This is a genomic window from Sphingobium sp. CR28 (genome assembly GCF_052327305.1).
In the GTDB taxonomy this organism is placed as follows: Bacteria; Pseudomonadota; Alphaproteobacteria; order Sphingomonadales; family Sphingomonadaceae; genus Sphingobium.
The window spans coordinates 1681985-1707856 of record NZ_CP182486.1 but is presented as its reverse complement, the minus strand read 5'-3'; the positions used below and the strand labels follow the sequence as shown (position 1 = coordinate 1707856).

The 25872-nt window shown below is 64.5% G+C and carries 30 protein-coding genes; 23 read left to right on the top strand and 7 right to left on the bottom strand.

The features are described 5' to 3' along the window. The first annotated feature begins 37 nt into the window (after positions 1-37). Both pheS and pheT read left to right on the top strand, forming a co-directional pair. Entirely contained in the window at positions 38-1132 is a 1095-nt protein-coding gene (gene pheS / locus ACNAOH_RS08225) for a phenylalanine--tRNA ligase subunit alpha (RefSeq protein WP_443969712.1), read from the top strand. Continuing rightward, positions 1129-3525 carry a phenylalanine--tRNA ligase subunit beta gene (gene pheT / locus ACNAOH_RS08220; RefSeq protein WP_443969711.1) on the top strand — a complete coding sequence of 799 codons (2397 nt, stop codon included), beginning with the start codon at positions 1129-1131 and terminating at the stop codon, positions 3523-3525. Before pheS ends, pheT begins: the two co-directional genes overlap by 4 nt. 43 nt (positions 3526-3568) lie before the next feature. On the opposite strand, the gene ACNAOH_RS08215 is transcribed toward pheT, so the two are convergent. Beyond that, positions 3569-4069 carry a hypothetical protein gene (locus ACNAOH_RS08215; protein ID WP_443969710.1) on the bottom strand — a complete coding sequence of 167 codons (501 nt, stop codon included), beginning with the start codon at positions 4067-4069 and terminating at the stop codon, positions 3569-3571. A gap of 89 nt (positions 4070-4158) precedes the next feature. On the opposite strand from ACNAOH_RS08215, the gene ACNAOH_RS08210 reads away from it, so the two are divergent. From ACNAOH_RS08210 to ACNAOH_RS08195, 4 genes are all read left to right on the top strand, one after another. After that, positions 4159-5055 carry an aldose 1-epimerase family protein gene (locus ACNAOH_RS08210; RefSeq protein WP_443969709.1) on the top strand — a complete coding sequence of 299 codons (897 nt, stop codon included), beginning with the start codon at positions 4159-4161 and terminating at the stop codon, positions 5053-5055. Positions 5056-5294: 239 nt separating this feature from the next. After that, the gene (locus ACNAOH_RS08205; RefSeq protein ID WP_443969708.1) at positions 5295-6875 is read left to right on the top strand and encodes a peptide chain release factor 3; all 1581 of its coding nucleotides are present in this window, start codon (positions 5295-5297) and stop codon (positions 6873-6875) included. Between the two features lie 106 nt (positions 6876-6981). Next, positions 6982-7605, top strand: a complete 624-nt coding sequence (locus ACNAOH_RS08200; RefSeq protein WP_443972083.1) for a twin-arginine translocation pathway signal protein — start codon at positions 6982-6984, stop codon at positions 7603-7605. 147 nt (positions 7606-7752) lie between these two features. Continuing rightward, a complete protein-coding gene (locus ACNAOH_RS08195; RefSeq protein WP_443969707.1) occupies positions 7753-8109 on the top strand; it encodes a glycine zipper 2TM domain-containing protein in 357 nt (118 codons plus the stop codon). 54 nt (positions 8110-8163) lie between these two features. Here the strand turns inward: ACNAOH_RS08195 and ACNAOH_RS08190 are convergent, their stop codons facing one another. The 5 genes from ACNAOH_RS08190 to metX form a co-directional block, all read right to left on the bottom strand. Then, positions 8164-9516: an SGNH/GDSL hydrolase family protein gene (locus ACNAOH_RS08190; RefSeq protein ID WP_443969706.1), complete on the bottom strand. Its 1353-nt coding sequence runs from the start codon at positions 9514-9516 to the stop codon at positions 8164-8166. Between the two features lie 85 nt (positions 9517-9601). Then, a complete protein-coding gene (locus ACNAOH_RS08185; protein WP_443969705.1) occupies positions 9602-10576 on the bottom strand; it encodes a cation diffusion facilitator family transporter in 975 nt (324 codons plus the stop codon). A gap of 4 nt (positions 10577-10580) precedes the next feature. After that, positions 10581-11174: a methionine biosynthesis protein MetW gene (gene metW / locus ACNAOH_RS08180; protein WP_443969704.1), complete on the bottom strand. Its 594-nt coding sequence runs from the start codon at positions 11172-11174 to the stop codon at positions 10581-10583. Continuing rightward, the gene (locus ACNAOH_RS08175) at positions 11171-11608 is read right to left on the bottom strand and encodes a GNAT family N-acetyltransferase (protein ID WP_443969703.1); all 438 of its coding nucleotides are present in this window, start codon (positions 11606-11608) and stop codon (positions 11171-11173) included. The genes metW and ACNAOH_RS08175 overlap by 4 nt, the downstream gene beginning before the upstream one ends. Continuing rightward, on the bottom strand, positions 11605-12756 hold the full coding sequence (metX, locus tag ACNAOH_RS08170) for a homoserine O-acetyltransferase MetX (protein WP_443969702.1): 1152 nt from the start codon (positions 12754-12756) through the stop codon (positions 11605-11607). The genes ACNAOH_RS08175 and metX overlap by 4 nt, the downstream gene beginning before the upstream one ends. A gap of 97 nt (positions 12757-12853) precedes the next feature. Between metX and ACNAOH_RS08165 the strand changes: the two genes are divergently transcribed. The 4 genes from ACNAOH_RS08165 (at position 12854) to ACNAOH_RS08150 (ending at position 15570) form a co-directional block, all read left to right on the top strand. After that, on the top strand, positions 12854-13246 hold the full coding sequence (locus ACNAOH_RS08165) for a metallopeptidase family protein (RefSeq protein WP_443969701.1): 393 nt from the start codon (positions 12854-12856) through the stop codon (positions 13244-13246). Positions 13247-13290: 44 nt separating this feature from the next. After that, entirely contained in the window at positions 13291-14409 is a 1119-nt protein-coding gene (gene hisC / locus ACNAOH_RS08160) for a histidinol-phosphate transaminase (RefSeq protein WP_443969700.1), read from the top strand. Then, positions 14409-15317 carry a prephenate/arogenate dehydrogenase family protein gene (locus ACNAOH_RS08155; protein WP_443969699.1) on the top strand — a complete coding sequence of 303 codons (909 nt, stop codon included), beginning with the start codon at positions 14409-14411 and terminating at the stop codon, positions 15315-15317. Before hisC ends, ACNAOH_RS08155 begins: the two co-directional genes overlap by 1 nt. Positions 15318-15378: 61 nt before the next feature. Next, positions 15379-15570, top strand: a complete 192-nt coding sequence (locus ACNAOH_RS08150) for a hypothetical protein (protein WP_443969698.1) — start codon at positions 15379-15381, stop codon at positions 15568-15570. Positions 15571-15587: 17 nt separating this feature from the next. Here ACNAOH_RS08150 and hisN read toward each other — a convergent pair whose 3' ends face one another. Continuing rightward, complete coding sequence (gene hisN / locus ACNAOH_RS08145) at positions 15588-16373, bottom strand: histidinol-phosphatase (RefSeq protein ID WP_443969697.1); 786 nt, start codon at positions 16371-16373, stop codon at positions 15588-15590. Positions 16374-16484: 111 nt separating this feature from the next. Here hisN and ACNAOH_RS08140 point away from each other — a divergent pair, with 111 nt between their 5' ends. The 13 genes from ACNAOH_RS08140 to rplV all read left to right on the top strand — a co-directional run bounded on the left by ACNAOH_RS08140 (position 16485) and on the right by rplV (position 25872). Further along, positions 16485-16907: a VOC family protein gene (locus tag ACNAOH_RS08140; protein WP_443969696.1), complete on the top strand. Its 423-nt coding sequence runs from the start codon at positions 16485-16487 to the stop codon at positions 16905-16907. Between the two features lie 62 nt (positions 16908-16969). Then, entirely contained in the window at positions 16970-17233 is a 264-nt protein-coding gene (locus ACNAOH_RS08135; RefSeq protein WP_443969695.1) for a hypothetical protein, read from the top strand. 251 nt (positions 17234-17484) lie between these two features. Then, positions 17485-17856 carry a 30S ribosomal protein S12 gene (gene rpsL, locus ACNAOH_RS08130; RefSeq protein WP_443972082.1) on the top strand — a complete coding sequence of 124 codons (372 nt, stop codon included), beginning with the start codon at positions 17485-17487 and terminating at the stop codon, positions 17854-17856. Positions 17857-17869: 13 nt separating this feature from the next. After that, positions 17870-18340, top strand: coding sequence for a 30S ribosomal protein S7 (gene rpsG / locus ACNAOH_RS08125; RefSeq protein ID WP_443969694.1), 471 nt, complete (start codon positions 17870-17872; stop codon positions 18338-18340). A gap of 190 nt (positions 18341-18530) precedes the next feature. Next, complete coding sequence (fusA, locus tag ACNAOH_RS08120) at positions 18531-20624, top strand: elongation factor G (protein ID WP_443969693.1); 2094 nt, start codon at positions 18531-18533, stop codon at positions 20622-20624. A gap of 134 nt (positions 20625-20758) precedes the next feature. Further along, positions 20759-21949, top strand: coding sequence for an elongation factor Tu (gene tuf / locus ACNAOH_RS08115; RefSeq protein WP_443969692.1), 1191 nt, complete (start codon positions 20759-20761; stop codon positions 21947-21949). A gap of 145 nt (positions 21950-22094) precedes the next feature. After that, complete coding sequence (gene rpsJ, locus ACNAOH_RS08110; protein ID WP_014077880.1) at positions 22095-22406, top strand: 30S ribosomal protein S10; 312 nt, start codon at positions 22095-22097, stop codon at positions 22404-22406. 264 nt (positions 22407-22670) lie between these two features. Continuing rightward, positions 22671-23426: a 50S ribosomal protein L3 gene (gene rplC, locus ACNAOH_RS08105; protein WP_443969691.1), complete on the top strand. Its 756-nt coding sequence runs from the start codon at positions 22671-22673 to the stop codon at positions 23424-23426. A gap of 3 nt (positions 23427-23429) precedes the next feature. Further along, entirely contained in the window at positions 23430-24056 is a 627-nt protein-coding gene (rplD, locus tag ACNAOH_RS08100; RefSeq protein WP_443969690.1) for a 50S ribosomal protein L4, read from the top strand. Next, the gene (locus ACNAOH_RS08095; RefSeq protein ID WP_443969689.1) at positions 24049-24366 is read left to right on the top strand and encodes a 50S ribosomal protein L23; all 318 of its coding nucleotides are present in this window, start codon (positions 24049-24051) and stop codon (positions 24364-24366) included. The genes rplD and ACNAOH_RS08095 overlap by 8 nt, the downstream gene beginning before the upstream one ends. A gap of 2 nt (positions 24367-24368) precedes the next feature. Continuing rightward, the gene (rplB, locus tag ACNAOH_RS08090; RefSeq protein WP_443969688.1) at positions 24369-25205 is read left to right on the top strand and encodes a 50S ribosomal protein L2; all 837 of its coding nucleotides are present in this window, start codon (positions 24369-24371) and stop codon (positions 25203-25205) included. 5 nt (positions 25206-25210) lie between these two features. Beyond that, the gene (gene rpsS, locus ACNAOH_RS08085; RefSeq protein ID WP_443969687.1) at positions 25211-25489 is read left to right on the top strand and encodes a 30S ribosomal protein S19; all 279 of its coding nucleotides are present in this window, start codon (positions 25211-25213) and stop codon (positions 25487-25489) included. After that, complete coding sequence (gene rplV / locus ACNAOH_RS08080) at positions 25489-25872, top strand: 50S ribosomal protein L22 (protein WP_443969686.1); 384 nt, start codon at positions 25489-25491, stop codon at positions 25870-25872. Before rpsS ends, rplV begins: the two co-directional genes overlap by 1 nt.

Below are 25872 nucleotides of genomic sequence, written 5' to 3'. Positions count from 1 at the left end.
CTTCCCATTCGACGATCACGCTTGTAAGGCGCGCGGCATGACCGAGATCACAGCATTGAAGGATGGCCTGCTCGCCGATGTCGCGGCAGCCGATAGCGTGGACGCAGTGGAGCAACTGCGCGTCGGCGCGCTGGGCAAGAGCGGCGTGGTGACTGCGCTGCTCAAGACGCTCGGCGCCATGACGCCGGAGGAGCGGCAGCTTCGTGGTCCTGTGATCCACGATCTGCGCGAGAGCGTGACCGCGGCCATCGTTGGCCGCAAGGCCGCGCTCGAACAGGCCGCGCTCGACGCGCGCCTCGCCACCGAACGCCTCGACATGACGCTGCCCGCGCAGGAAACGCCGCAGGGGTCGATCCATCCGGTCAGTCAGGTCATGGATGAGCTGGCAGAGATTTTCGCCGATCTCGGCTTCGCCGTCGCGACTGGCCCGGAGATTGAGGACGACTGGCGCAACTTCACGGCGCTCAACATTCCCGAGACGCATCCCGCCCGTGCGATGCACGACACCTTCTATTTCCCGGACAGGGATTCCGAAGGGCGGGCAATGCTCCTGCGCACTCACACGTCGCCCGTGCAGATCCGCACGATGATGAGCCAGGAGCCGCCGATCCGTATCATCGCGCCGGGCCGGGTCTATCGCTCGGACAGTGACGCGACGCACACGCCGATGTTCCATCAGATCGAAGGTCTGGTGATCGACAAGGGCATCACGCTCGGCCATCTCAAATGGACGCTGGAGACCTTCCTCAAGGCGTTCTTCGAGCGTGACGACATCGTGTTGCGGCTGCGCCCAAGCTATTTCCCGTTCACTGAGCCCTCTGTCGAGATCGATGTCGGCTACACGATGGAGAAGGGCCAGCGCGTGATCGGCGGCAGCGGCGATGCGGAGAATGGCGGCTGGATGGAGGTGCTTGGCAGCGGCATGGTCCACCGCCGGGTGATTGCCAATTGCGGGCTCGACCCGGACGAATGGCAAGGCTTCGCCTTCGGCACCGGCGTCGACCGGCTGGCGATGCTCAAATATGGCATGAACGATCTGCGCGCATTCTTCGACGGCGACCAGCGCTGGCTGCGCCATTACGGTTTCTCGGCCTTCGATGTGCCGACTCTGAGCGGAGGAGTCGGCGCATGAAGTTCACCCTTTCGTGGCTCAAGGAGCATCTCGAAACCAGCGCCTCGCTCGACGAGGTGTTGCGTGCGCTGAACGACATCGGCCTGGAGGTCGAGGGCGTGGAAAACCCCGCCGAGAAGCTCGCGGGCTTCAAGGTCGCCAGGGTGCTCACGGCTGCGCCGCATCCGCAGGCTGACAAGCTGCAGGTGCTGAGCGTCGATGCGGGTGATGGCCCGCTGCAGGTCGTCTGCGGCGCGCCTAATGCTCGCGCGGGTCTTGTCGGCGTGTTCGGCCTGCCCGGCGCGACTGTGCCTGCCAACGGCATGGTGCTGCGCGTCGCGGCGATCCGCGGCGTCGAATCGAACGGCATGATGTGCTCGACCCGCGAACTGGAGCTGGGCGAGGATCATGACGGCATCATCGAGCTGCCGGCCGACGCGCCGGTGGGTGTTGCTTTTGCGGACTATGCCCATCTCGATGATCCGGTGATCGACGTCTCGATCACGCCCAACCGGCAGGACTGCATGGGCGTGCGCGGCATCGCGCGCGATCTGGCGGCCAAGGGACTGGGAACGCTCAAGCCGCTGAACGCAGTGGTTGCCGGCCTGCCCAAGGTTGCGCCGCAGGGGCAGGGGCCAAGTGTACGCATCGAAGACGCGGAAGGCTGCCCCGCCTTCTACGCGCAGAGCGTCCACGGCGTGACCAACGGCCCCTCGCCGGACTGGTTGCAGCGCCGGCTCAAGGCGGTCGGCCAGAAGCCGATCAGCACACTGGTCGACATCACCAACTTCATCATGATCGGCCTCGGGCGACCGCTGCACGTCTATGACATGGCTAGCCTGAAGGGCGGTCTCGTCGCGCGCAAGGCGAAGGATGGCGAGCAGGTGCTCGCGCTCAATGGCAAGACCTACACGCTCGACGGCAGCATGACCGTGATTGCCGACGACGAAACCGTGCATGATATCGGCGGCATCATGGGCGGCGAGCATAGCGGCGCGCAGGATGGCACCACCGATGTTCTGATCGAGTGCGCCTATTTCACACCGGAGACGATTGCCCGGACCGGGCAGAAGCTGGCTCTCACGTCCGATGCGCGCCAGCGCTTCGAGCGCGGTGTCGATCCCGCCTTCCTCGACGAGGGGCTGGAGATCGCCACGCGCCTCGTCCTCGCGCTGTGCGGCGGGACGGCCAGCGAGGTGACCCGTGCGGGCCAGCCTCCTGTTGCTCCGCGCGCTGTACGCTTCGACCCGGCATTGACGCTGGCGCTGGCGGGTGTCGAGGTTTCGTCGGAGCGTCAGGCGGCCATTCTCACGTCGCTTGGCTTTGGGGTCGATGCTCTTCCCGGAGACGTGGCCGTGCCAAGCTGGCGACGCGACGTCGATGGCGCGGAGGATCTGGTCGAGGAAGTCGTTCGCATCGAAGGGCTGGACAAGGTGCCTTCGACGCCGCTTCCGCGCATCCCCGGCGTTGCCAGGCCGACCGCGACCGATGCCCAGAAGACCGAGCGACGCGTTCGCCGGGCGGCGGCGGCACGCGGCCTCAATGAAGCGGTCAACTGGTCGTTCATCAGCGAGACGGAGGCCGGCCACTTCGGTGGCGGCGACTGGACGCTCGCCAATCCGATCAGCGAGGACATGAAGGTGATGCGGCCGACGCTGCTCGCCGGTTTGCTCTCGGCCGCACGGCGCAACATGGACCGGGGCGCATCGTCGGTTCGGCTGTTCGAGATTGGCCGCCGCTACTTCCGCGCTAACGACGGATCGAGCGACGAACGCCTCACGCTGGGCTTCGTACTCGCGGGTGAGAAGCGGCCGCGCGGTTGGCAGGGCGGCAAGGCGCAGCCTTTCGACACCTACGACGGCAAGGCCGAGATGCTGGCGCTGCTGGGCGCAGCAGGCGCACCGGTTGCCCGGCTGCAGATGATGGGCGAGGCGGGAAGCGCCTACCATCCCGGCCAGTCCGGCACGCTGCGGCTCGGCCCCAAGGCTATCCTTGCTTCTTATGGCGTGCTGCATCCTTCTCTGGCCCGTGCGTTCGATCTCGATGGCGTGGTAGTGGCAGGCGAGTTGTTCCTCGACGCCGTGCCTGCATCCCGCAAGAGCAGCTTCATGCGTCCGCCTTATGCGCCGCCCGTCCTGCAACCCGTCTCGCGCGACTTCGCCTTCCTCGTGCCTCACGAACTCGAAGCGGACGCGCTCGTTCGGGCCGTGCGCGGCGCGGACAAGGCCACGATCACCGATGCCCGCCTGTTCGACGTCTTCGCCGGGCAGGGCGTGCCTGAGGGACAGAAGAGCCTTGCCGTCGAGGTCTCGCTTCAGCCCGGCGAGAAGAGCTTCACCGAAGCGGAGCTCAAGGGCATCGCAGACCGGATAGTTGCCGCGGCAGGGAAGCTCGGGGCCACCCTGCGCGGCTAGTTTTTGATCCACTCATGTGGGTGCGGTATCGCTTCAGCGCCGCCTAGGCCGGCAGCTTGCACTTGCGGCTGACGGCCAGCCCGCGCAGATAACCCCGGCGTGCGAGCCCGGCATTGATCGCCGCGTTGAGCCGGCGTTCGGCGGGCGCGGCGCCGCTCACTTCCCGGACGAGTCCGCGGAACGGAATGATCGTGTTGATGACCGCCTGACCGCCCGCTTCGGCGAGCTTTCCAAACTTGTCTTCATTCGCCTTGCTGTTGGTCGTGAAGTCGGGGCCGAGCGCTTCGTTCAGTTCGCGCAGATCTGCGGCCAGACCTGTGCAACTATTGGGCTTTGCAGGCGCATAGGGCTGCTGCTGGGCGTCGAGCAGCACAGCGGGAATCTTGGTCTTGGTGATGCCGACGTCCTTGGCCGGCTGACTCGCAATCTCGCCTGCCCGTTTCAGTGTCTGGTCATCCTTCTTGGGCTCGTCCGACTGGGCAAGGGCAGGCAGGGACAGGCAGCAGGCCATGGCGGCAATGAGTTTCAATGAGGACGGTGACATGAGTTTCTCCAGGGAAACACGACGTTTCGAGCGGGAAACGTTTCTGTCGGGCTCGCGTTCCGCACGAGTTGACGATAGCGTTCGCCGCTATGGCTGAATTGCTCCTTTCCCTCGCCTCCGGGTCGCTGCGCGCCGCGATCAATCCGCTCGGAGCCGAGCTCTGGTCGCTGACCGACGCGCAGGATCGCGAGCTGATGACGGATTCCGATCCGGCCTATTGGACCGGCCACGCGCCGTTGCTTTTCCCCATCGTCGGGCGATTGCGGGACGACCGTTACCGGCTCGACGGCGCGACCTATGAGATGAAGCAGCATGGCTTTGCCCGCCGCCTGCCGTTCGCGCTCGTCGCGCAGGAGGCGGACCGCGCAGTGCTGCGGCTGGAGGCGAACGAAGAAACCCGCGCGCAATACCCCTTTGCCTTCCGGCTCGACATGGCTTTCGAACTGGACGAAGCGACGCTCCGCATGACCGCGACCGTCACCAATCGGGACGAGCGGCCCATGCCGTTCAGCTTCGGCTACCATCCCGCTTTCGCCTGGCCGCTGCCCTATGGCGGGGACAGCTCTGGTGGAGATAGGGCGGCGCACCGAATCGTCTTCGAGGCCGATGAACCCGGCCCGATCCGCCGCATCGCGGGGGAAGGCCTGATCGGTGCCGAGCCGGTGCCGACGCCGGTCGAGGGCAAAACATTGGCGCCGACTCACGCAATGTTCGAGGCGGACGCGCTCATCTGGGACGATCTCCAAAGCCGCAGCCTGCTGTGGGGCGTGCCGGGCGAGCCTCGCCTGCGCATCGACTTCCCCGGCATGCCGATGCTCGGAATCTGGCAGAAGTCCGGCGCGCATTATCTCTGCATCGAGCCATGGGCGGGCATTGCCGACCCGGTCGGTTTCGACGGGGACATCCGGAACAAGCCCGGCATCCTGCTCTTGCCGCCCAGCGAAAGCCGCGCCTTCCATATGAACGTCACACTCGTATCTCCCTGAGTGGCCTGCCGCCGCGCTGATCGAGCGGGGCGATCACCGAAGCGAAGGCAAGGGGTGAAAGGTTCTAAAGGTTACACCTCTAGCGAAAGAAAAAAGCGCCGCTTCGATCGAGGGAATCGATTAAAGCGCCCTTTGCCCATGACACAGGCCGCGCCCTGTAGGACAGCATCGTCGCTCGGGAGAACGGCGCCGACGTGGAGGTGGCGCCCGCGCGGATTAACGCTATATGCGCGGGCGACATGACCATCCCTTCCCGCCGCACCTTCGCGATCATCTCCCACCCGGACGCCGGTAAGACCACGCTCACCGAGAAGCTGCTGCTTGCTGGCGGCGCAATCCACCTTGCCGGCGAAGTGAAGGCGCGCGGGGCGAATCGCCGTGCCCGATCCGACTGGATGAAGATCGAGCAGCAGCGCGGCATCTCCGTCACCTCCTCGGTGATGACCTTTGAGCGCACTCAGCCGGACGGCAGTGTCATTACGTTCAACCTGCTCGACACGCCGGGCCACGAGGATTTTTCCGAGGACACCTATCGCACGCTGACGGCCGTCGATTCGGCGGTCATGGTCATCGATGCCGCCAAGGGCATCGAGCCGCAGACGCGCAAGCTCTTCGAGGTGTGCCGGCTGCGCTCCGTGCCGATCATCACCTTCATCAACAAGGTGGACCGCGAGGGGCGCGACGCCTTCGCGCTGCTTGACGAAGTGGCCGACGCGCTGGCGCTGGACGTCTGCCCGATGAGCTGGCCGGTGGGCATGGGCGGCGCCTTCGAGGGCATATATGACTTTGCCAGTGCGACCCTTCGCCAGCCAAGCGGACCGAGCAAGGAATTCGAGGACAAGGAAGCGCGCTTTTCCGGACTCACCGATCCCGCGCTGGGCGAGCATATTTCGTCCGACGGTCTCGCCCTGCTGCGCGAGGAGGCCGAGCTGGCGCAGGGCGGCTATGCCGGCTTCGACCTTGCCGCCTATCGCCATGGCGACCTGACGCCGGTCTATTTCGGCTCCGCGCTCAAGAATTTCGGCGTGATCGATCTCATCGAAGCGCTGGCGAAATATGCCCCGCCGCCGCGCCCGCAGCCGGCCGAGCCGGAAGCCGTGAGCCCCGAGGGGAGCGAAGTCACGGGCTTCATCTTCAAGGTGCAGGCCAATATGGACCCGCAGCACCGCGACCGCATTGCCTTCATGCGCCTGTGCTCGGGCCGGTTCCGCCGTGGCATGAAGCTGACGCCCTCCGGCAGCGGCAAGCCGATCGCGGTGCACTCGCCCATCCTGTTCTTCGCGCAGGATCGCGAAATCGCGGATGAGGCGTTTCCGGGCGACATCATCGGCATCCCGAATCACGGCACGCTGCGCGTGGGCGATACACTGAGCGAGAAAGCGCAGGTGCGCTTCACGGGCTTGCCCAACTTCGCGCCGGAAATCCTGCGGCGCATCGCGCTGAAGGACCCGACCAAGACCAAGCAGCTCAGAAAAGCGCTCGACGACCTCTCCGAAGAGGGCGTCATCCAGGTCTTCTATCCAGAGATCGGCAGCCAGTGGATCGTCGGTGTGGTCGGTCAGCTGCAGCTCGAAGTGCTGATCTCGCGGTTGGAGGCGGAGTATAAGGTGGAGGCGGGGCTGGAGCCGGCTCCGTTCGACACCGCGCGCTGGCTGGGCGGCGAGGCGAAGACGCTGGAGGAGTTCGCCGGCTTCAATCGGTCGGCAATGGCAAAGGACCGCGACGACAACCCTGTGTTTCTCGCCAAATCGGCGTGGGACGTGACCTATCAGGCCGAGCGGCACCCGGATATTAAGTTCAGCGCTACCCGGGAGCGGTAAATCTTCGACATCCAGCTCTGAGGGCATGTCCAGCGCGTCAATGACGTATGGACAGGAAGCCGCCCCGATGATCGTCTGCTCGCCACCACATGAAGGAACGAGCATGATGAGCGTGAAGACTGCCGGGCTGATACTGACGACATTGATGGCGGCCCAGGGCCAGGGAATTGCCCAGGTTTCCCCGGCTCCGGCGGCACCCAAGCCGGCGGCACCCGCGCCATCTTTCATCCCGACAAGCTTCAACCCGCCCGTGCTGGTGGAGGGCACCGGCTTCAAGCTTGTGCCGCTCGGCCCCGAAGTGGTGAAGTTGGATTTCGACGCTTACATGTCCTCTATCGAGCATCTGCAGAAGACATTCTCGCGCAGCACGCGCTGGCCTCACCCCGGCATTACCGATGCCGATGCCATGAAAGACATGGAGGGCGAGCAGGCGCGCTTTAAAAGTCGCAAATCCTTCGCCTATGCCGTGCTCACACCGGATGGCCGCCGCGAGCGGGGCTCGGTCTATGTGTCTCCAAGTCCCGTCCCCGGCTATGACGCCGTCGTGCGGATGTGGGTGACCCAGGCCGACTATGACGCGGGCTTCGATGCCGAGCTTTACAAATGGGTCGCAGACTGGGTGAAGACGGACTGGCCCTTTGCCAAGGTCGCCTATCCCGGCCGCGCGATCGACTGGGCCACATGGGATGCGGCAATAGCCGCCAATGCGCCCCGAAAGGCTGGTTCCTGAACGGGCTCCGCGTGGCGCGGGCCTGACCGATCGACGAGCGGGTGCGCACGCCCGCCGAAGTGAACGAAAGCTGCACGGGCGGTTCAGTTTTGGGCCAGCGTGATCGGCACACTATGCTCCCACAAGATTAGAGAAGGGAGTTCGATCATGAAGAGGACCATGCTGAGCCTGGCGCTGGCCGCCGCGACCCTGTCGGCGCCGATCGCTGCCGAGGCGCGCGATCACCATCGTCATCGCGGCCCTGGCCACGGTCACTATGATCGCGACTATCGCGATCGTGATTATCGGGATCGCGACTATCGCGAGCGCTACAGCGACCGCCGCTATTATGGCCGCAGCAACTGCCGCTCCGGCGGAACGACCGGCCTGCTGCTGGGCGGTGCGGCCGGTGCCCTCCTTGGTCGCGCAATCGACACACGCGGCGAGCGCACAACCGGAACGATTCTCGGTGCTGGCGCCGGCGCTCTTCTTGGCCGTGAGGTTGAGCGCTCGGGCAAGTGCTAATCTGGAGACAATGACGGGGAGTGGCTCGCTGCCGCTCCCCGCACTGGTCGAACCTTACTTCCCTGTAAGCATCCGCAGATCAATGGCGTCCGCCATGGCCTGATAGCCCGCATCGTTGGGATGAAGCAGGTCGCCATTGTTGAACTTCGGGTCGAACTTGAGCGGATCGGCCTTGTCGGCCACCGCCGAAGCGAAATCGATCATGCCGTCGAACGCGCCTGAAGTGCGGATCCAGTTATTGACGGCCTGCCGCACCGCTTCGCCCTGCTCGCTGGCATAGCCGGCGCCCTTATAGGGCGTGAGCAGGCCCGCGATCACCCGGATGCCGTGCGCGTGGGCGCGGGCAATGATCTGCTGATATGAGGCAATCAGCGCCTGCGCGGTGGCCGGATCGGTGGGGTTGCGCGGCGAGAAGCTGCGGCCGATGTCGTTGATGCCCTCCAGCAAGATGAGCGTCTTCGCCCCCGGCACGGCGAGCACATCGCGATCGAACCGGGCGAGCGCATTCGGCCCGGAGCCATAGCCCAGCAGACGATTGCCGCTGATTGCGGCGTTCACCACCGCCCAGCGCTGCTTGCCCGGCTGCGCAGCGAGCCGCTCCGCCAGACGATCTGGCCAGCCCCGGAATGCGTTAAGCGTGGAGCCGTCCCCTTCGGTAATCGAGTCACCAAACGCGACGATGGCGCTTGCCGGCTGAGTCGGCGCGACCTCCACCATGCTGAGGATGACCGGCGCGCGGGCAAGGCGCGCATTGGGGAGGGATGCCGCGCCGCCCGTGTCTCCCGGCGATCCGGCGACATACTGCCACAGCGTCCGCACATTGCGGGCGGTCAGCCGGCCGGGCGCGTAAATGGAAACCGCGAGCTTATCGAGCGCCTTGACCGGCAGCGCCACAGGATCGCTGAGCAAAGGCGCTCCGCCGGGAATATTGACGCTGGGGTTGCCGGCGAACGTGACGACCCGGTCCGTTCCGGGCAGGATGGACCCGTCCGGCCCGGCGAGGCCGACATGTACACCGCCGATGGCGAGCAGATCGGTGCCGCTTTCATTGGAGAGGCGCAGGCGGATGGCCGACCCTGCGATCGAGACGCGGACGAGCTGGCGCATCGTCACATTAGTGAGTTCCGCGCTGCTGGCGTCGACCGGAAGGCGGCCGGGATTGTCGAGAAAGCGCGGCTGACCGGGCGTGAAGGGCGGCGTCGCAGTGGCCAGCGGTATGGCCGGGCCGCCGGGCGAGAAATTGGGCGCGGGGGCAGCCTGGCCGGGTGGAGGTGGCGAAACGACAAAGCCCCATGCGCCGACCCACTCCGTCTTTGCCTGCACGGACGGGCGATCGTCCGGCGCGGCGGCCAGCGGCGCGGCCCCGAGGACCAGAGCACAGAAAATCGCAACGATCGGTCGAATCATGCAAGCCTCCCCCAGATGTTTGCGCTTCTTCTAGCTTCTTGGGAGCAGCGGGCCAGCCCCTTTGCCGGGGCGGGGCGCCATAGCCTCAAACGACATTGTCGCCGCACCGGGGGCATAATGCGTCGGTCCGCTCGATCTGGAGCGTGGCGTGGCCGATGGCGAAGCGTTCGTGAAGCGCGGCGGACGTCTCGAACAAGAAGTGATCATCGCCTTGTCCGCCCGGCATGATGAGATGAGCCGTGAGCGCGGTCTCGCTGGTGCTCATCGGCCAGATGTGAAGATCATGCACGGCCGTGACGCCGGGCAGGGCGGCAAGCCACGCCTGCACGGCAACGGCATCGATGCTCGCGGGAACAGCGTGAAGCGCCATCGCAATTGCTTCCTTGAGCAGACCCCATGTGCTCCACACAATCACGCCCACGATGACGAGGCTGACGGCGGGGTCGATCCAGCGGAGGCCAGTGGCGTTAATGAGGAGGCCGGCGACGACTACGCCGGCCGAGACCATCGCGTCCGCCGCCATGTGGAGATAGGCGCCGCGAATATTGATGTCCGATTTGCCACCGCGGGCGAACAGCAGCGCGGTGCCGCCGTTGACGATTATGCCGATGCCCGCGACGATCATCACGTCCGTGCCGGACACCGGCAGCGGATACATGAATCGCCGGGCCGCCTCGATCGCGATGGCCCCGGCGGCGAACATCAGAATCAGGCCGTTGAAGAGCGCGGCGAGGATCGTCGATCCGCGCAGGCCGTAAGTGAAGCGCTGCGAGGGCGCGCGGCGACCAAGCGTGAAAGCGATCCACGCGATGACGAGACCAAGCACGTCGCTGAGATTGTGACCGGCATCAGCGAAGAGCGCGAGTGATCCGCTGATATAGCCATAGGCGGCCTCGATCGCGACGAAGCCGACATTGAGAGTGATGCCGATGGCGAAGGTGCGGCCGAAGGTCGAGGGGGCGTGGGAATGACCACCGGGGCCGTGTGTGTGCGGACCTGAGCCGTGCGCATGATCGTGGTGGGCGTGATCGTGGCCGTGGTGGGAATGTCCGGCGCTCATCGGGTCAGTCCCGTCCGCGCAACAGGAACACGGCGTGCTCGGCGAAGAAGTTGGCGCCTGCGTGGGTCGTCTCCCGGTCGCCCTTCAGGAACCATTGTCCGTCTATGCGCCAGCCACGATCGGCGACCATCGCCCTGAAATCGTCCACCGTCACATGATGGATGTTGGGCGTATCGAACCATTTTTCCGGCAGCAGCCGCGTCACGGGCATCCGCCCGCCCCAGAGCAACGACAGCCGCCCGCGCCAGTGCGCGAAATTGGGAAAGGAGACGAAGGCCTGCGTACCAATGCGCAACAGCTGCTCGACCACGAGATCGGGCCGCTTCGTCGTCTGAAGCGTCTGGCTGAGAATCGCATAGTCGAAGCTGGCGTCGGGATAATAGCCAAGGTCCGTGTCGGCATCGCCCTGCACCACGGAAAGACCGCGCCCGACGGCGGACGCGACATTAGCGGGATCGAGCTCCAGTCCGCGTCCATCTACATGCTTCATCGTGCGCAGTTCGGCGAGGAAGGTGCCGTCCCCGCAGCCGACATCCAGCACGCGCGCGCCGGGCGCGACATGGCGGGCAATCATGTCGAGATCGGGCCGCAGGCTCATACGGGCACCGTAAGCAGCGCGGCGAACTGGGGAGCGAGGCGCTCCATGTAGCGATCCGGGCGCAGCAGCGACGTGAAGCCCAGTGCGGCGTAGACGCCATGCGCGTCCGCCGTGGTGAGGCCGATACGGCGGATGCCGGCATAGCGGGGATCATCAAGGAACCACTGCACCATCCGCCGGGCAAGGCCCGCACCGCGTGCGCTCTCGTCCACCCAGACGTCCGCGAGCCAGGCGAAGGTCGCATGATCGGTAATCATTCGCGCATAGCCGATCTGCGCGCCGTCCCGATAGGCGCCGAGACAATGGGAGCCGGCAATGGCGCGCTCGACCAGCGACCGCTCGATGCCGGGCGACCAGTAGCTCGATGCGAGCCAGCCATGAATGCGGGCAACATCCAGCCGGGTCTTGTCGTCGCTGAGGTCCACGTCGCTCATGCGGTGCCGCCACGCAGGAAGCCGTCGATCACTCGGTTCATTTCCGGCGCATCGAGCAGGAAGGCGTCATGACCGAAGGGGCTCGAAAGCTCGACGAAACTGGCTTCCCGCCCGGCGGCATGAAGCGCGTGGACGATGTTGCGTGATTCGCGCGTGGGGTAGAGCCAGTCGGTATCGAAGCTGATGATGCAGAAGCGCGCACGCGTCTCGGCAAAGGCGAGCGCCAGGCTGCCGCCTTGATCCTCAGCAAGATCGAAATAGTCCGCCGCACGCGTGATGTAGAGATAGCTGTTCGCATCGAATCGCTCGACGAAGCTGATGCCCTGATGGCGCAGATAGCTCTCCACCTGAAAATCCGCATCGAAGCCGAAGGTCTTTGCCCCATTCGGGCTGTCGGGTCGCGCCTGCAGGCGGCGACCGAATTTCTCCGTGAGCCCGGCCTCAGAAAGATAGGTGATGTGCGCGGCCATGCGCGCGACTGCGAGGCCGGCGGTCGGCGCGCTGCCGTCAGTATAATAGTCGCCGCCGCGCCAGCGTGGATCGGCCATGATCGCTTGTCGCCCGACTTCGTGAAAGGCGATGTTCTGCGCGCTGTGACGGGCCGTGGCGGCAATGACGATCGACGACCGCACTCGTTCCGGAAAGAGCACCGGCCAACTCAGCGCCTGCATCCCCCCCATCGATCCGCCGATAACGGCGGCAAGGCGCTCCACGCCCAGATGATCGAGCAGCATGGCCTGCGCGCGGACCATATCGCCAATGGTGATGACAGGAAAGCGCATTGCCCAGGGCGTGCCGGTCGCGGGATCGATGCTCGCCGGGCCGGAAGAGCCGAGGCAGCTGCCGATGACATTGGCGCAGATGATGAAGTGCCGTTCCGGGTCGATTGGCTTGCCCGGCCCGACCGCCCGCGTCCACCAGCCCGGCTTGCCGGTGAGCGGATGCTGGGATGCGACATATTGGTCGCCGGTCAGCGCGTGACAGATGAGAATGGCGTTCGAGCCGGTCTCATCGAGCGTTCCGTATGTCTCATAGGCGATATCGACGGGCGTGAGCGCAGCGCCGCTTTCCAGCAGCAGTGGCCCGGGCAGGCGCACGACCTTGCTCGGCCCATAACGATCGTCGGTGGAGGCGGCGGTGGTAGCCATTCGCCCATGGCGCCTAATCCATTTGCCCCGGCGCGGTAAACCGGATTCGCGTGTCGATCCAGTTGTCTGGTGTCGTCCGTCTTCCTAGATCATCGTCATGCGCCACTCTCCCTCAGCTGAGCAGATCGAACAGATTGCCCGCGCAGCCATCGCGGCGATGCCGCCGCTCTTTCGCGATCATTTGGGCGATGTCGTGCTGCGGGTGGAGGACTTTGCCGACGCGGAGACGCTGGCCAGTCTTGGCATAGAGAACGAATGGGAGCTCTCCGGCGTGTACGAAGGGCGACCGCTCACTGAACAGAGCGTGTGGGACACGGGCGGCATGCCTGCCCGCATTCGCCTTTTCCGCCGGCCGCTGCTCGACGAGTGGATCGAGACCGGCGTCAGTCTGGATCGGCTGGTGAGCCACGTGCTGATCCATGAGGTGGGCCATCATTTCGGCTTTTCCGACGAGCAGATGCATGCGTTGGAAGAAGCGGCCGGCGATTAGCTCGCCCTTTGCCAAGCGGGCATGCGCGGGTTAAAGCGCGCGCCATGAACGATAGTCTCGACCCCACGAAGACCGCGCCAACGGCCAAGGACTGGATTCTGGCGATCGCGCCTTATGTGCCCGGCAAGTCCAGCACGGATGACGGGCGCAAGGTCTCCAAGCTCTCGTCGAACGAAAATCCGTTCGGTACGCCGGAGAGCGCACGGCAGGCCTTCCGCGCTGCCGCCGATACTCTCGAGCGCTACCCCGACGCCGCCGCGATCGAGTTGCGCACCGCGCTGGCCGCGCATTATGGCATAGACGCCGCGCGGATCATCTACGGCACCGGCTCGGATGAAGTGCTGCATCTGGCGGCAGGCGCCTTTGCGGGGCCGGGCGACGAGATCATCTTCGTGCGCTACGGCTTCTCGGTCTATCCCATTGCCACGCGCCGCGTGGGTGCGACGCCAGTGGTGGCGCCGGACAAGGACTATGCGACCGATGTCGACGCGATTCTCGCCTGCGTGACGGAGAAAACGCGCGTCGTCTTCATTGCCAACCCCAATAATCCGACGGGGACGTATTCCTCACGCGAGGAGATTGCGCGGCTGCACGCGGGCCTGCCGAAAGACGTGCTGCTCGTTGTCGATCAGGCCTATACCGAATATCTCGACGAGCAAGACGACGACGGCGCGCTGGCGCTGGCAGAAACCGCGCCAAACGTGCTGGTGACGCGCACCTTCTCCAAGATTTTCGGCCTTGCCTCAGCACGAGTCGGCTGGGGCTATGCAAGTGCGGAGGTGATCGACGCGATGCACCGCATTCGCGCGCCGTTTGCCTTCTCCATTGGCGCGTCCGACGCTGCTGTTGCCGCGCTGGCCGACCATGATTTCGTGGCCCACAGCCGCGACCACAATCGGGAGTGGCGCCAGCGCTTCGCCGAGGAGATTGCGGCGCTGGGCAATCGGGGGCTGCGCGCCGTTCCGTCCAAGGCCAACTTCATCCTCGTCCTCTTCGAAGGGGAAGTGAGTGCGGAGACGGCCTATAAGGGGCTGATGGACGCGGGCTATATCGTCCGCTGGCTGCCGGGGCAGGAATTGCCGCACGGCCTGCGCATTACCATCGGCACCGCCGACGAGATGACGGGGCTGATCGCGGCGCTCAAGCGGATCGTGGGTGCCTGATGCTGCCCTTTTCGCGCGTCACGATCATCGGGCTCGGCCTCATCGGTTCCTCACTCGCCCGCGCGATTCGCGCGGAGATGCCGACGGTGCGTGTGACGGGGCATGACGCGAGTCCGGATGTGCGGGAGATCGCCCGGCGGATCGATCTGGCCGACGACATCACTGACACGGCCGGTGCGGCCGTAACCGACGCGGATCTAGTCGTGCTGTGCGTTCCGCCCGGCGCCATGGGTGCCGTCGCGGCGGACATTGCCGCCGACCTTCCGGCCGAGGCAATCCTCTCGGAAGTGGCGTCCTGCCAGGCCAGCGTGATCGCCGCGATCCGCGAAGTACTGCCGAACGCAACGCTCGTTCCTGCTCATCCCGTCGCCGGCACGGAGAATAGCGGGCCGGAAGCAGGCTTCGCGTCGCTCTTCAAAGGGCGCTGGTGCATCCTGACGCCGCCTGAGGGCACCGACACGACCGCCATCGCGCGCGTGGAGGAGTTGTGGCGACGGCTGGGCGCGGACGTGGAGACGATGGACCCGGCGCACCATGATCTGGTGCTTGCTGTCACGAGCCATCTGCCGCACCTCATTGCTTACACGATCGTGGGCACGGCGAACGATCTCGAAGGCGTGACGCAGAGCGAAGTCATCAAATATTCGGCGGGCGGCTTCCGCGACTTCACCCGCATCGCGGCATCCGATCCGACGATGTGGCGCGACGTGTTCCTAGCGAACAAGGACGCGGTGCTGGAAATGCTCCAGCGTTTCTCCGAGGATCTCTCCCATCTCCAGCGCGCGATCCGCTGGGGCGACGGCGATACGCTGTTCGATCTCTTTACCCGCACCCGCGCCGTGCGTCGTTCGATCATCGAGCAGGGGCAGGACGATGCGGCACCCGACTTCGGCCGCGCGCACAACTGACGGAACAGAGCGGCCGTCTCGGGCATTCCTTGAGCTATCAGCTTCTCAAGGAGTGCATGTCATGCTCAGGATCGCCCTTATTTCAGCGCTGGTCGGCGGCGCGATGATGACCTCGGGCTGCTCGACGCTTCGCGGCGCGGGCATCGGCGCTGCCGGTGGCGCCGGCGTTCAGGCGCTGCGCGGCAAGGATGTGAAGGATGGCGCAGTGGCCGGTGCGGCGGCTGGCGCAGTAATCGGTACGGTTGCTAACTGACGATTGCCGAGCACGGCTTAGTGGTCGTGCCCGCCATGGTGCAGCGCCTCGATCACGTCGTCCAGGCGCGCCGCATCGCCAATCGCGATGACCGCATCTGAATTTGTGTCAGTCAGCGGATCGCCCTGCCAGTCGCACATCCGCCCGCCAGCGCCTTCCACGATAGGCACGAGGGCTGCCACGTCGTGCAGCTTCAGGCCTGCCTCGACGACGATGTCGAGGTGGCCGGAGGCAAGCAGGCCGTAATTATAGCAATCGCCGCCCCACAGCGTCTCCCGGCATTGGCCCGCGAGGATAGAGAAATGCTCCCCCGTGCAGCCGGGGAAATATTGCGGACCAGTGGACGCGAGAATTGCCTGATCGAGATCGCGGCAGGCGCGGGCCTTCACCGGCGAATCATTGAAGGTCGTGGGGCGGCCCACCGCTCCCAGCCAGCGCTCGCGCCCGATTGGTTGGTCGATGATGCCGAGAATCGGCCAGCCTTCCTGCATCAAGGCAATGAGCGTGCCGAAGATCGGGCGGCCGGCGACGAAGCTGCGCGTGCCATCAATGGGATCGAGCACCCAGACGCGATCCGCATCCGCGCGAGTCGGGCCATATTCCTCACCGATGATGCCGTCGCCGGGCCGGTGCTCCTCGATAAGCGCGCGCATGGCCGCTTCGGCCGCGCGATCTGCCTCGGTCACTGGCGAGGCATCGGCCTTGCTCTCCAGCCCGAATTCGGCGCGGAAGAAAGGGCGGATGGCTGCGCCCGCCGCATCGGCGAGAGCTTGGGCGAGAGCGATGTCGTCTGAAAGGGCCATGGTCCACGCCCTATCGTGATGAAACGGGCACGGCTAGAGTGCGGCGGCAGACGATCCGTGCCTCATGCGTTAAATCGCGGCGAAGTGTTACAAACCGAAAAGGAGCAGTCCATGCCCGTGCGTCCCGCGATCATGCCTTGCCTTGTCTACGCCGATGCGCCTGCCGCGATCGAGTTTCTGTGCGACGCCTTCGGTTTCTCCCGTCATGCCGTCCATGAAGATGCGGACACCGGCACTATTCATCACGCGGAGCTGTTGCTGGACGGAAACGTCATCATGCTTTCCTCTGCTAGCCCGCATAGTCGCGAGCGCTTCAGTATGGCGCCGATTGGCGAGTCGGGAGGCGTGGCGCCAATGTGCATCTGCGTCGTGCTGGACGATCCCGACGCGCATCATGCGCGCGCCGTGGCGGCGGGCACCACGATCATCTCGCCCCCGCATGACAATGATTATGGCGGTCGCAGCTACGAGGTGAAGGATTGCGAAGGGATCGTCTGGTCGTTTGGCAGCTACGATCCCTTCGCCGCGACATGAGATTTTCCTAAAGGCGCGCGTGCCCGGACCGTCCTATCGCAACGGAAGGACTGTCCCTGCTCATGCGCATGCTGCTCTGGATATTGACGGTGGGCTTCGCGCTCGGCGGGCTGGCGCTGTGCGCCGATCAGGGTTTTGCCGGCGCGACGCGCGCGGGGCAGGGCTGCCTGCTCATCGCCGCGCTGTCCTGCCCATTGCTCTGGGCGAAGGAGGGCGGCGTGCTTGCGGGTATGACGCGCGGACTGATCTTCACCGGGCGCGACCGGCTGCTGCTGTCGACCGCACTGCTGCTTGCCGCGCCGGTCATCCTGCCCTGGCCGTTCTAAGGCCGATCATGAGTCGCCCGCTGGCAGTCGCGCTGCGCCTTGACCATGTCCCTGCCCGCCGCTAAGGGGCGCCTCTGCCTCGCAGCCGGGTCCGACTCGTGCCAGCGGGACGAAGCAGAGCACGAACATTGCCTATGCGTCGATGGGCTGGGGGCCTCCCTTTCGGGAGACGCCCGGCTTTTGCTGTTGGAGGGGACTCCATCAGCGGGCTTGCGGACGGCAGAGTAACCACGTGAAAGGTGAAGGGCTTCATGCCAACGATTAACCAGCTGGTCCGCAAGGGCCGCGAACTGCAGAAGACCAAATCAAAGGTCCCTGCAATGGAGGCGAACCCGCAGAAGCGCGGCGTTTGCACTCGTGTTTATACGACGACCCCGAAGAAGCCGAACTCGGCGCTCCGCAAGGTCGCGAAGGTTCGCCTCACGAACCAGCGCGAAGTCATCACCTATATTCCGGGTGAAGGCCACAACCTGCAGGAGCACAGCGTTGTGCTCATTCGCGGCGGCCGTGTGCGCGACCTTCCGGGCGTGCGCTACCATGTTCTTCGCGGCGTGCTGGATACCCAGGGCGTCAAGGATCGTAAGCAGAGCCGTTCCAAGTACGGCGCCAAGCGTCCGAAGTAAGGGAGACTAAGATATGTCACGTCGTCGTCGCCCCGAAAAGCGCGTCATCTTGCCCGATCCGGTCTATCACGATCAGGTGCTGTCGAAGTTCATGAACAGCATCATGCTCGACGGTAAGAAGTCGGTCGCCGAATCGATCGTCTATGGCGCTCTCACGACTGTTGAGAACAAGGCCAAGAAGGATCCGATCCAGCTGTTCCACGATGCGCTCAACAATGTGAAGCCGGGCATCGAAGTCCGCAGCCGCCGCGTCGGCGGTGCGACTTATCAGGTTCCGGTCGAGGTGCGCCCCGAGCGCGCTCAGGCGCTTGCTATCCGTTGGCTGATCTCCGCTTCGCGTTCGCGCAGCGAGACCACGATGGCCGCACGCCTTTCCGGCGAGCTGCTCGATGCCGCGAACAATCGTGGCAATGCCGTGAAGAAGCGTGAAGACACGCACCGGATGGCTGAAGCCAACCGTGCCTTCTCGCATTATCGCTGGTAAGCACTATATTCGGATGGGCGGCCCCGTGGGTCGCCCATTCCAATAACAGCCGTTCGCCCCTGATCTGTCGAAGGGGTGTCGCTCCCGCGGAGCGAGGACGAGGTCAGGGCTTCGACAAGCTCGACCCGGACGGATACTCGGCAGATCGAATTTCATAGCCCCGCCGCGCATCGGCAATGGAGTAAGCACAATGGCCCGCAGCCACCCGCTCGAGCGTTACCGCAATTTCGGCATCATGGCGCACATCGACGCCGGCAAGACGACGACGACGGAGCGCATCCTTTACTACACCGGCAAGTCCTACAAGATCGGCGAAGTCCATGACGGCGCCGCGACCATGGACTGGATGGAGCAGGAGCAGGAGCGCGGCATCACCATCACGTCCGCGGCCACGACCTGCCTGTGGAAGGCGGAAGAGGGCAAAGGCCCCGAGCACCGGCTGAACATCATCGACACCCCCGGTCACGTGGACTTCACCATTGAGGTCGAGCGTTCGCTGCGCGTTCTCGACGGCGCGGTTGCCGCGTTTGACGGCGTCGCTGGCGTTGAGCCGCAGTCCGAGACCGTGTGGCGCCAGGCGGATAAGTACAAGGTGCCGCGGATGTGCTTCATCAACAAGCTCGACCGCACCGGCGCCGATTTCTATTACTGCGTGCAGACGATCATCGATCGTCTCGGCGCGACTCCGGCCGTTCTCTATCTCCCCATTGGCGCGGAAGGCGGCTTCAAGGGCCTCGTCGATCTGGTCAATGATCGTGCGATCATCTGGAAGGATGAGAATCTCGGCGCGGAGTTCTTCTATGAAGAAATTCCTGCCGACCTCGCCGACAAGGCCGCGGAATATCGCGAGAAGCTGATCGAGCTGGCCGTCGAGCAGGACGACGAGGCAATGGAAGCCTATCTCGAAGGCAATCTGCCCGACGTCGCGACGCTCAAGAAGCTGATCCGCAAGGGCACGCTGGCTCAGGCGTTCACGCCGGTGCTGTGCGGCTCCGCGTTCAAGAACAAGGGCGTGCAGGCGCTTCTCGACGCCGTCGTCGACTATCTGCCCAGCCCGCTAGACATTGAGGACGTGCAGGGTATCAACCCGGACACCGAGGAGCCCGACAGCCGCAAGACCGCGGACGACGCGCCGTTCTCCGGCCTCGCGTTCAAGATCATGAACGATCCGTTCGTCGGCTCGCTCACCTTCCTGCGCGTCTATTCCGGCACCCTCACCAAGGGCACGTACCTGAACTCGGTGAAGGACAAGAAGGAAAAGATCGGCCGCATGCTGCTGATGCATGCGAACAGCCGTGAGGACATCGACACCGCCTATGCGGGCGACATCGTCGCGCTGGCTGGCATGAAGGAAACGACGACCGGTGACACGCTGTGCGCCGAGCGTCAGCCGATCATTCTGGAGCGGATGGAGTTCCCCGAGCCGGTCATCGAGCTCAGCGTGGAGCCCAAGACCAAGGCCGACCAGGAGAAGATGGGCGTCGCGCTCAATCGTCTGGCTGCCGAGGATCCCTCGTTCCGCGTTTCGACCGACCACGAGTCGGGCCAGACGATCATCAAGGGCATGGGCGAGCTCCATCTCGAGATTCTCGTCGATCGCATGAAGCGCGAGTTCAAGGTGGAGGCCAATGTCGGCGCTCCGCAGGTCGCTTATCGCGAGTATTTGAAGAAGGCCGTCGACGTCGACTACACCCACAAGAAGCAGTCGGGCGGCACGGGCCAGTTCGGCCGCGTGAAGGTTAAGCTGACACCCGGCGAGCGTGGCTCCGGCTTCGTCTTCAAGGACGAGATCAAGGGCGGCAATATTCCCAAGGAATATATCCCCGCGATCGAAAAGGGCTTCCGCGAGACGGCGCAGACCGGTTCGCTGGTCGGCTTCCCGATCATCGACTTCGAAGTGCTGCTCTATGACGGTGCGTACCATGACGTCGACTCATCGGCCCTGGCCTTCGAAATCACGGGTCGCGCCGCAATGCGCGAAGCCGCTCAGAAGGCCGGCATCACGCTGCTTGAGCCGGTGATGAAGGTTGAGGTCGTCACTCCGGAGGAATATCTTGGCGACGTCATCGGCGATCTCAACTCGCGTCGTGGCCAGATCCAGGGCACCGATTCGCGCGGCAACGCTCAGACGGTCGAGGCCATGGTGCCGCTTGCCAACATGTTCGGCTATGTGAATTCGCTGCGTTCCTTCACTCAGGGCCGCGCGAGCTACTCCATGTCGTTCTCGCATTATGACGAAGTGCCGCAGAACGTTGCGGACGAAGTCAAGGCGAAGCTGGCTTGATGCCTTGCCCGCTTCATCCAAGAAATTGGGTGATCGGGCTGGATTAAACGAAAATTGCTGCTATGGGGGCGCCTTCGCGCGGCGTCCCCGAGCGGTTGACCCCAGAAGCTGACAGGACTGTGAAGAGGTAGGAAATGGCCAAGGCTAAATTTGAGCGGACGAAGCCGCACTGCAACATCGGCACCATCGGTCACGTTGACCATGGCAAGACGTCGCTGACTGCCGCCATCACCAAGGTGCTGGCCGAGACAGGCGGCGCCACGTTCGTGGACTATGCAAACATCGACAAGGCGCCCGAAGAGCGCGAGCGCGGCATCACCATCTCGACGGCACACGTCGAGTATGAGACCGCCGACCGCCACTATGCGCACGTCGATTGCCCGGGCCACGCTGACTATGTGAAGAACATGATCACCGGTGCCGCCCAGATGGACGGCGCGATCCTCGTCGTGTCCGCTTCGGACGGCCCGATGCCGCAGACCAAGGAGCACATCCTGCTCGCCAAGCAGGTCGGCGTGCCCACCATGGTCGTGTTCATGAACAAGGTCGACCAGGTCGATGACCCCGAGATTCTCGAGCTGGTCGAGCTGGAAATCCGCGAAGAGCTCTCCAAGCGCGATTTCGACGGCGACAATATTCCGATCATCAAGGGTTCGGCTCTCGCTGCGCTTGAGAACTCGGACGACGTGATCGGCCGTCAGGCGATCCTGCAGCTGATGACTGCCGTCGACACCTGGATCCCGCAGCCCGACCGTCCGGTCGACAAGCCCTTCCTGATGCCGATCGAAGACGTGTTCTCAATCTCGGGTCGCGGCACCGTCGTCACGGGTCGCGTTGAGACCGGCATCGTCAAGGTGGGTGAGGAAGTCGAGATCGTCGGCCTTAAGGACACCCGCAAGACCACCGTCACGGGCGTCGAAATGTTCCGCAAGCTGCTCGATCAGGGCCAGGCTGGCGACAACATCGGTGCGCTGATCCGTGGCGTGGGCCGTGAGGAAGTCGAGCGTGGTCAGGTTCTGGCCAAGCCGGGTTCGATCACCCCGCACACCGACTTCGACGCCGAGGTCTATGTCCTCTCGAAGGACGAAGGTGGCCGCCATACGCCGTTCTTCGCCAACTATCGTCCGCAGTTCTACTTCCGCACGACCGACGTGACGGGCGAAGTGGTTCTGCCCGAGGGCACCGAGATGGTCATGCCGGGCGACAACGTGAAGCTGGGCGTGAAGCTCATCGCGCCGATCGCGATGGATCCGGGCCTCCGCTTCGCTATCCGTGAAGGCGGTCGTACCGTCGGCGCAGGGGTTGTCGGTTCGATCTCTAAGTAATATAGGACCGCCAGCGGCGCGAATCGCCTGATTCGCGCCGCTCGGTTTTTCGCCGCCCCGGATCGCCTTTCTCCGGCTCGAATGAGCTAGAAGGGCAAGTGTCGGGGCGGTTTGTTTTTGGCTCTTTCGCATCGGTATAGTGGACATGGAAACGCAGAATATCCGTATTCGCCTCAAGGCTTTCGACCATCGCGTGCTCGATCAGGCCACCGGCGACATCGCGGACACCGCCCGTCGCACGGGCGCTCTCATTCGCGGTCCCATTCCGCTGCCGACGCGCATCGAGAAGTTCACGGTCAACCGTGGACCGCACATCGACAAGAAGAGCCGCGAGCAGTTCGAGGTCCGCACCTACAAGCGTATGCTTGATATCGTGCAGCCGACGCCGCAGACGGTCGACGCGCTGATGAAGCTGGACCTCGCCGCTGGCGTGAACGTGGAAATCAAGCTGGCCTAAGGCCGGCAAGTCCCTGCCTCTTGAAAGATTGGCAGGGTATCGGGTGTCTCGGGGTGGCCCGGACGCTCAAACGACACAGGGATACCGCACAGCCTGGCTGTGGTCCTGGTCCCCCGTCGCCGCTCCCGAGAGGGAATGGCATCCAACCCAGACGGGGTGATCTAAAAACAGGGTTGGCCGCGACGGAGAGATCCGACGCGGTTTTTTCGTTGGATACGCCCGCCGCCTTTTCGGGGTTGTGGGCCTCTATTGGGAGTATTGATCATGCGCACTGGCGTGATCGCGAAGAAAGTCGGGATGACCCGCCTCTTCCAGGAGGATGGCCGCCACGTGCCGGTCACCGTCCTCGCTCTGGAAGACAATCAGGTTATCGCGCGCCGCGAACAGGATCGTGACGGCTATGTTGCCGTGCAGCTCGGCGCAGGCGTCGCCAAGTCGAAGAATGTCGCCAAGCCGCAGCGTGGCCATTTCGCCAAGGCGGAAGTCGAGCCCAAGGCGAAGGTCGCTGAGTTTCGTGTCGCCGAGGATGCACTCCTCGATGTCGGCGCGCTGATCGCGGCGGACCACTTCATCGCCGGCCAGCTGGTCGACGTTTCGGGCCACACGCAGGGCAAGGGCTTCGCCGGCGCCATGAAGCGTTGGGGCTTCGGCGGTATGCGCGCCACGCACGGCGTGTCCATCAGCCACCGTGCCCATGGTTCGACCGGTAACCGCCAGGATCCGGGCCGCGTCTTCAAGAACAAGAAGATGGCCGGCCATATGGGTGACCGCGAGCGGACCCAGCAGAATCTCGAGATCGTCCGCACGGACGTTGAGCGCGGCCTTCTCTTCGTCAAGGGCTCCGTGCCCGGCGCAAAGGGCACCTGGCTGACGGTCAAGGACTCCGTGAAGGTCGCCCGTCCCGCTGATGCGCCTTATCCGGCCAGCATCAAGCAGGCTGCGAACAGCAACAGCGCTCCGGCCGAGACGCCGGCTGAACAAGCCGCCGCTCCCGAAGCCACCGAAGGCCAGGAGGGCTAAGCCATGAAGCTCAAGGTTCAAACCCTCGATGGCGCCAAGGCGTCGGGCGACGTGGAGCTCAACGAGGCCGTGTTCGGCATCGAGCCGCGCGCAGACATTCTGCACCGCGTCGTGACCTGGCAGCTCGAGAAGCGTCGTGCTCCGGCATCGGCGACCCGCGAGCGTTCCGACGTTGCCCGCACGGGCAAGAAGTTCGGTCGCCAGAAGGGCGGCGGTACGGCTCGTCACGGCGATCGTCGCGCTCCGATCTTCATCGGCGGTGGTAAGGCGCACGGTCAGCGTGCTCGTACCTTTGGGCACTCGCTCAACAAGAAGGTGCGTGCGCTCGGTCTGAAGATGGCCCTTTCCGCGAAGGCGCAGGGCGGTGCGATCACCGTGCTGGACAGCCTAGATGTGGCTGACGGCAAGACGAAGGCGCTCGCCGGTCATCTCGCCAAGCTCAACCTTGGCAAGGCGCTCTTCATCGACGGTGAGGCGATCAATCTCTCCTTCGCTAAGGCGTCGGCCAATCTGATCGGTGTCGACGTGCTCCCCGCCGTCGGTGCCAATGTGTACGACATTCTCCGCGCTGACAGCCTGGTGCTGACCCGTGCGGCGGTCGAGGCTCTGGAGGCCCGGTTCAATGGCTAAGAAGCAGGCAGCAGCGGTTGAGGCGCGTCACTACGACGTCGTGCTCGCGCCCCACATCACGGAGAAAGCGACGCTTGTCTCCGAGCATAATGCCGTGGTCTTCAAGGTCGCCAAGGGTGCGTCCAAGCCGGAGATCAAGGCAGCGGTCGAGGCCATTTTCGGCGTGACCGTGAAGGCGGTGAACACCATCGTCCAGAAGGGCAAGACGAAGCGCTGGAAGGGCAAGCCCTACACGCGCTCGGACATGAAGAAGGCGATCGTCACGCTGGCCGAGGGCCAGTCGATTGACGTGACCGAAGGGGCGCGCTGATCATGGCACTCAAGCATTACAACCCGACGAGCCCCGCGCAGCGCGGCCTGATTCTCGTCGACAAGTCGAGCCTGCACAAGGGCAAGCCCGTCAAGGCGCTGACCGAAGGCAAGCGCAAGACCGGTGGTCGCAACAACAAGGGTCATGTGACCAGCCGCGGCATCGCGGGCGGCCACAAGCAGCGCTACCGCATCGTCGATTTCAAGCGTCGCAAGTGGGACGTCGAGGGTACGGTCGAGCGTCTGGAGTATGACCCCAACCGCACGGCGTTCATCGCGCTGGTGACTTATGCTGAAGGCGAGCAGGCCTATATCCTCGCGCCGCAGCGTCTGGCGCCGGGCGACAAGGTGATCGCTGGCAAGAAGACCGACGTGAAGCCGGGCAACGCGATGGAACTGGGTCAGATGCCGGTCGGCACGATCATCCACAACATCGAGATGAAGCCGGGCAAGGGCGGCCAGATCTGCCGCTCGGCAGGCACCTACGCTCAGCTCGTGGGTCGCGATCGCGGCATGGTGATGGTCCGCTTGTCTTCGGGTGAGCAGCGCTACATCCGCTCGGACTGCATGGGCACGGTGGGTGCGGTGTCAAACCCGGACAACCAGAACCAGAACTTCGGCAAGGCCGGTCGCACGCGCTGGCAGGGACGCCGGCCGCTTACGCGCGGCGTCGCCAAGAACCCGGTCGATCACCCGCATGGCGGTGGTGAAGGCCGGACCTCGGGCGGCCGTCATCCGGTCACCCCATGGGGCAAGCCGACCAAGGGTGCGCGCACCCGCCACAACAAGGCGACGGACAAGATGATCATCCGTAGCCGTCACGCCAAGAAGAAGAGGTAAGCGAGATGGCTCGTTCCGTCTGGAAAGGTCCGTTCGTGGATCTCCACCTGCTCAAGAAGGCCGAGACCGCGCAGGATGCCGGTGGTCGCTCGGGTCCGATCAAGACCTGGTCGCGTCGCTCCACGATCCTGCCGCAGTTCGTTGGCCTGACGTTCAACGTCTACAACGGCAAGAAGCACGTTCCCGTTTCGGTGAACGAGGACATGGTCGGCCACAAGCTGGGTGAATTCGCGCCGACGCGCTACTTCCCCGGCCACGCCGCCGACAAGAAGGGCAAGCGCTGATGGGCAAGGAAAAGTCTCCCCGCCGCGTCGCGGATAACGAGGCGCTGGCCGTGGGCACGCAGATTCGCGGCTCCGCGCAGAAGCTGAACCTCGTCGCCGCGCTCATCCGTGGCCGCAAGGTAGAGGACGCCATGAACGTGCTCGCCTTCTCCAAGCGTGCCATGGCCGTGGACGTACGCAAGGTGCTCGCAAGTGCGGTCGCCAACGCCGAGAACAATCACAATCTGGATGTCGACTCGCTGGTCGTCGCGGAAGCGTCGGTAGGCAAGGCCTTCACGCTGAAGCGCTTCCACGCGCGTGGCCGTGGCAAGTCGACCCGGATCCTCAAGCCCTACAGCCGCGTGCGCATCGTCGTTCGCGAAGCCCAAGAAGCGGAGGCGTAA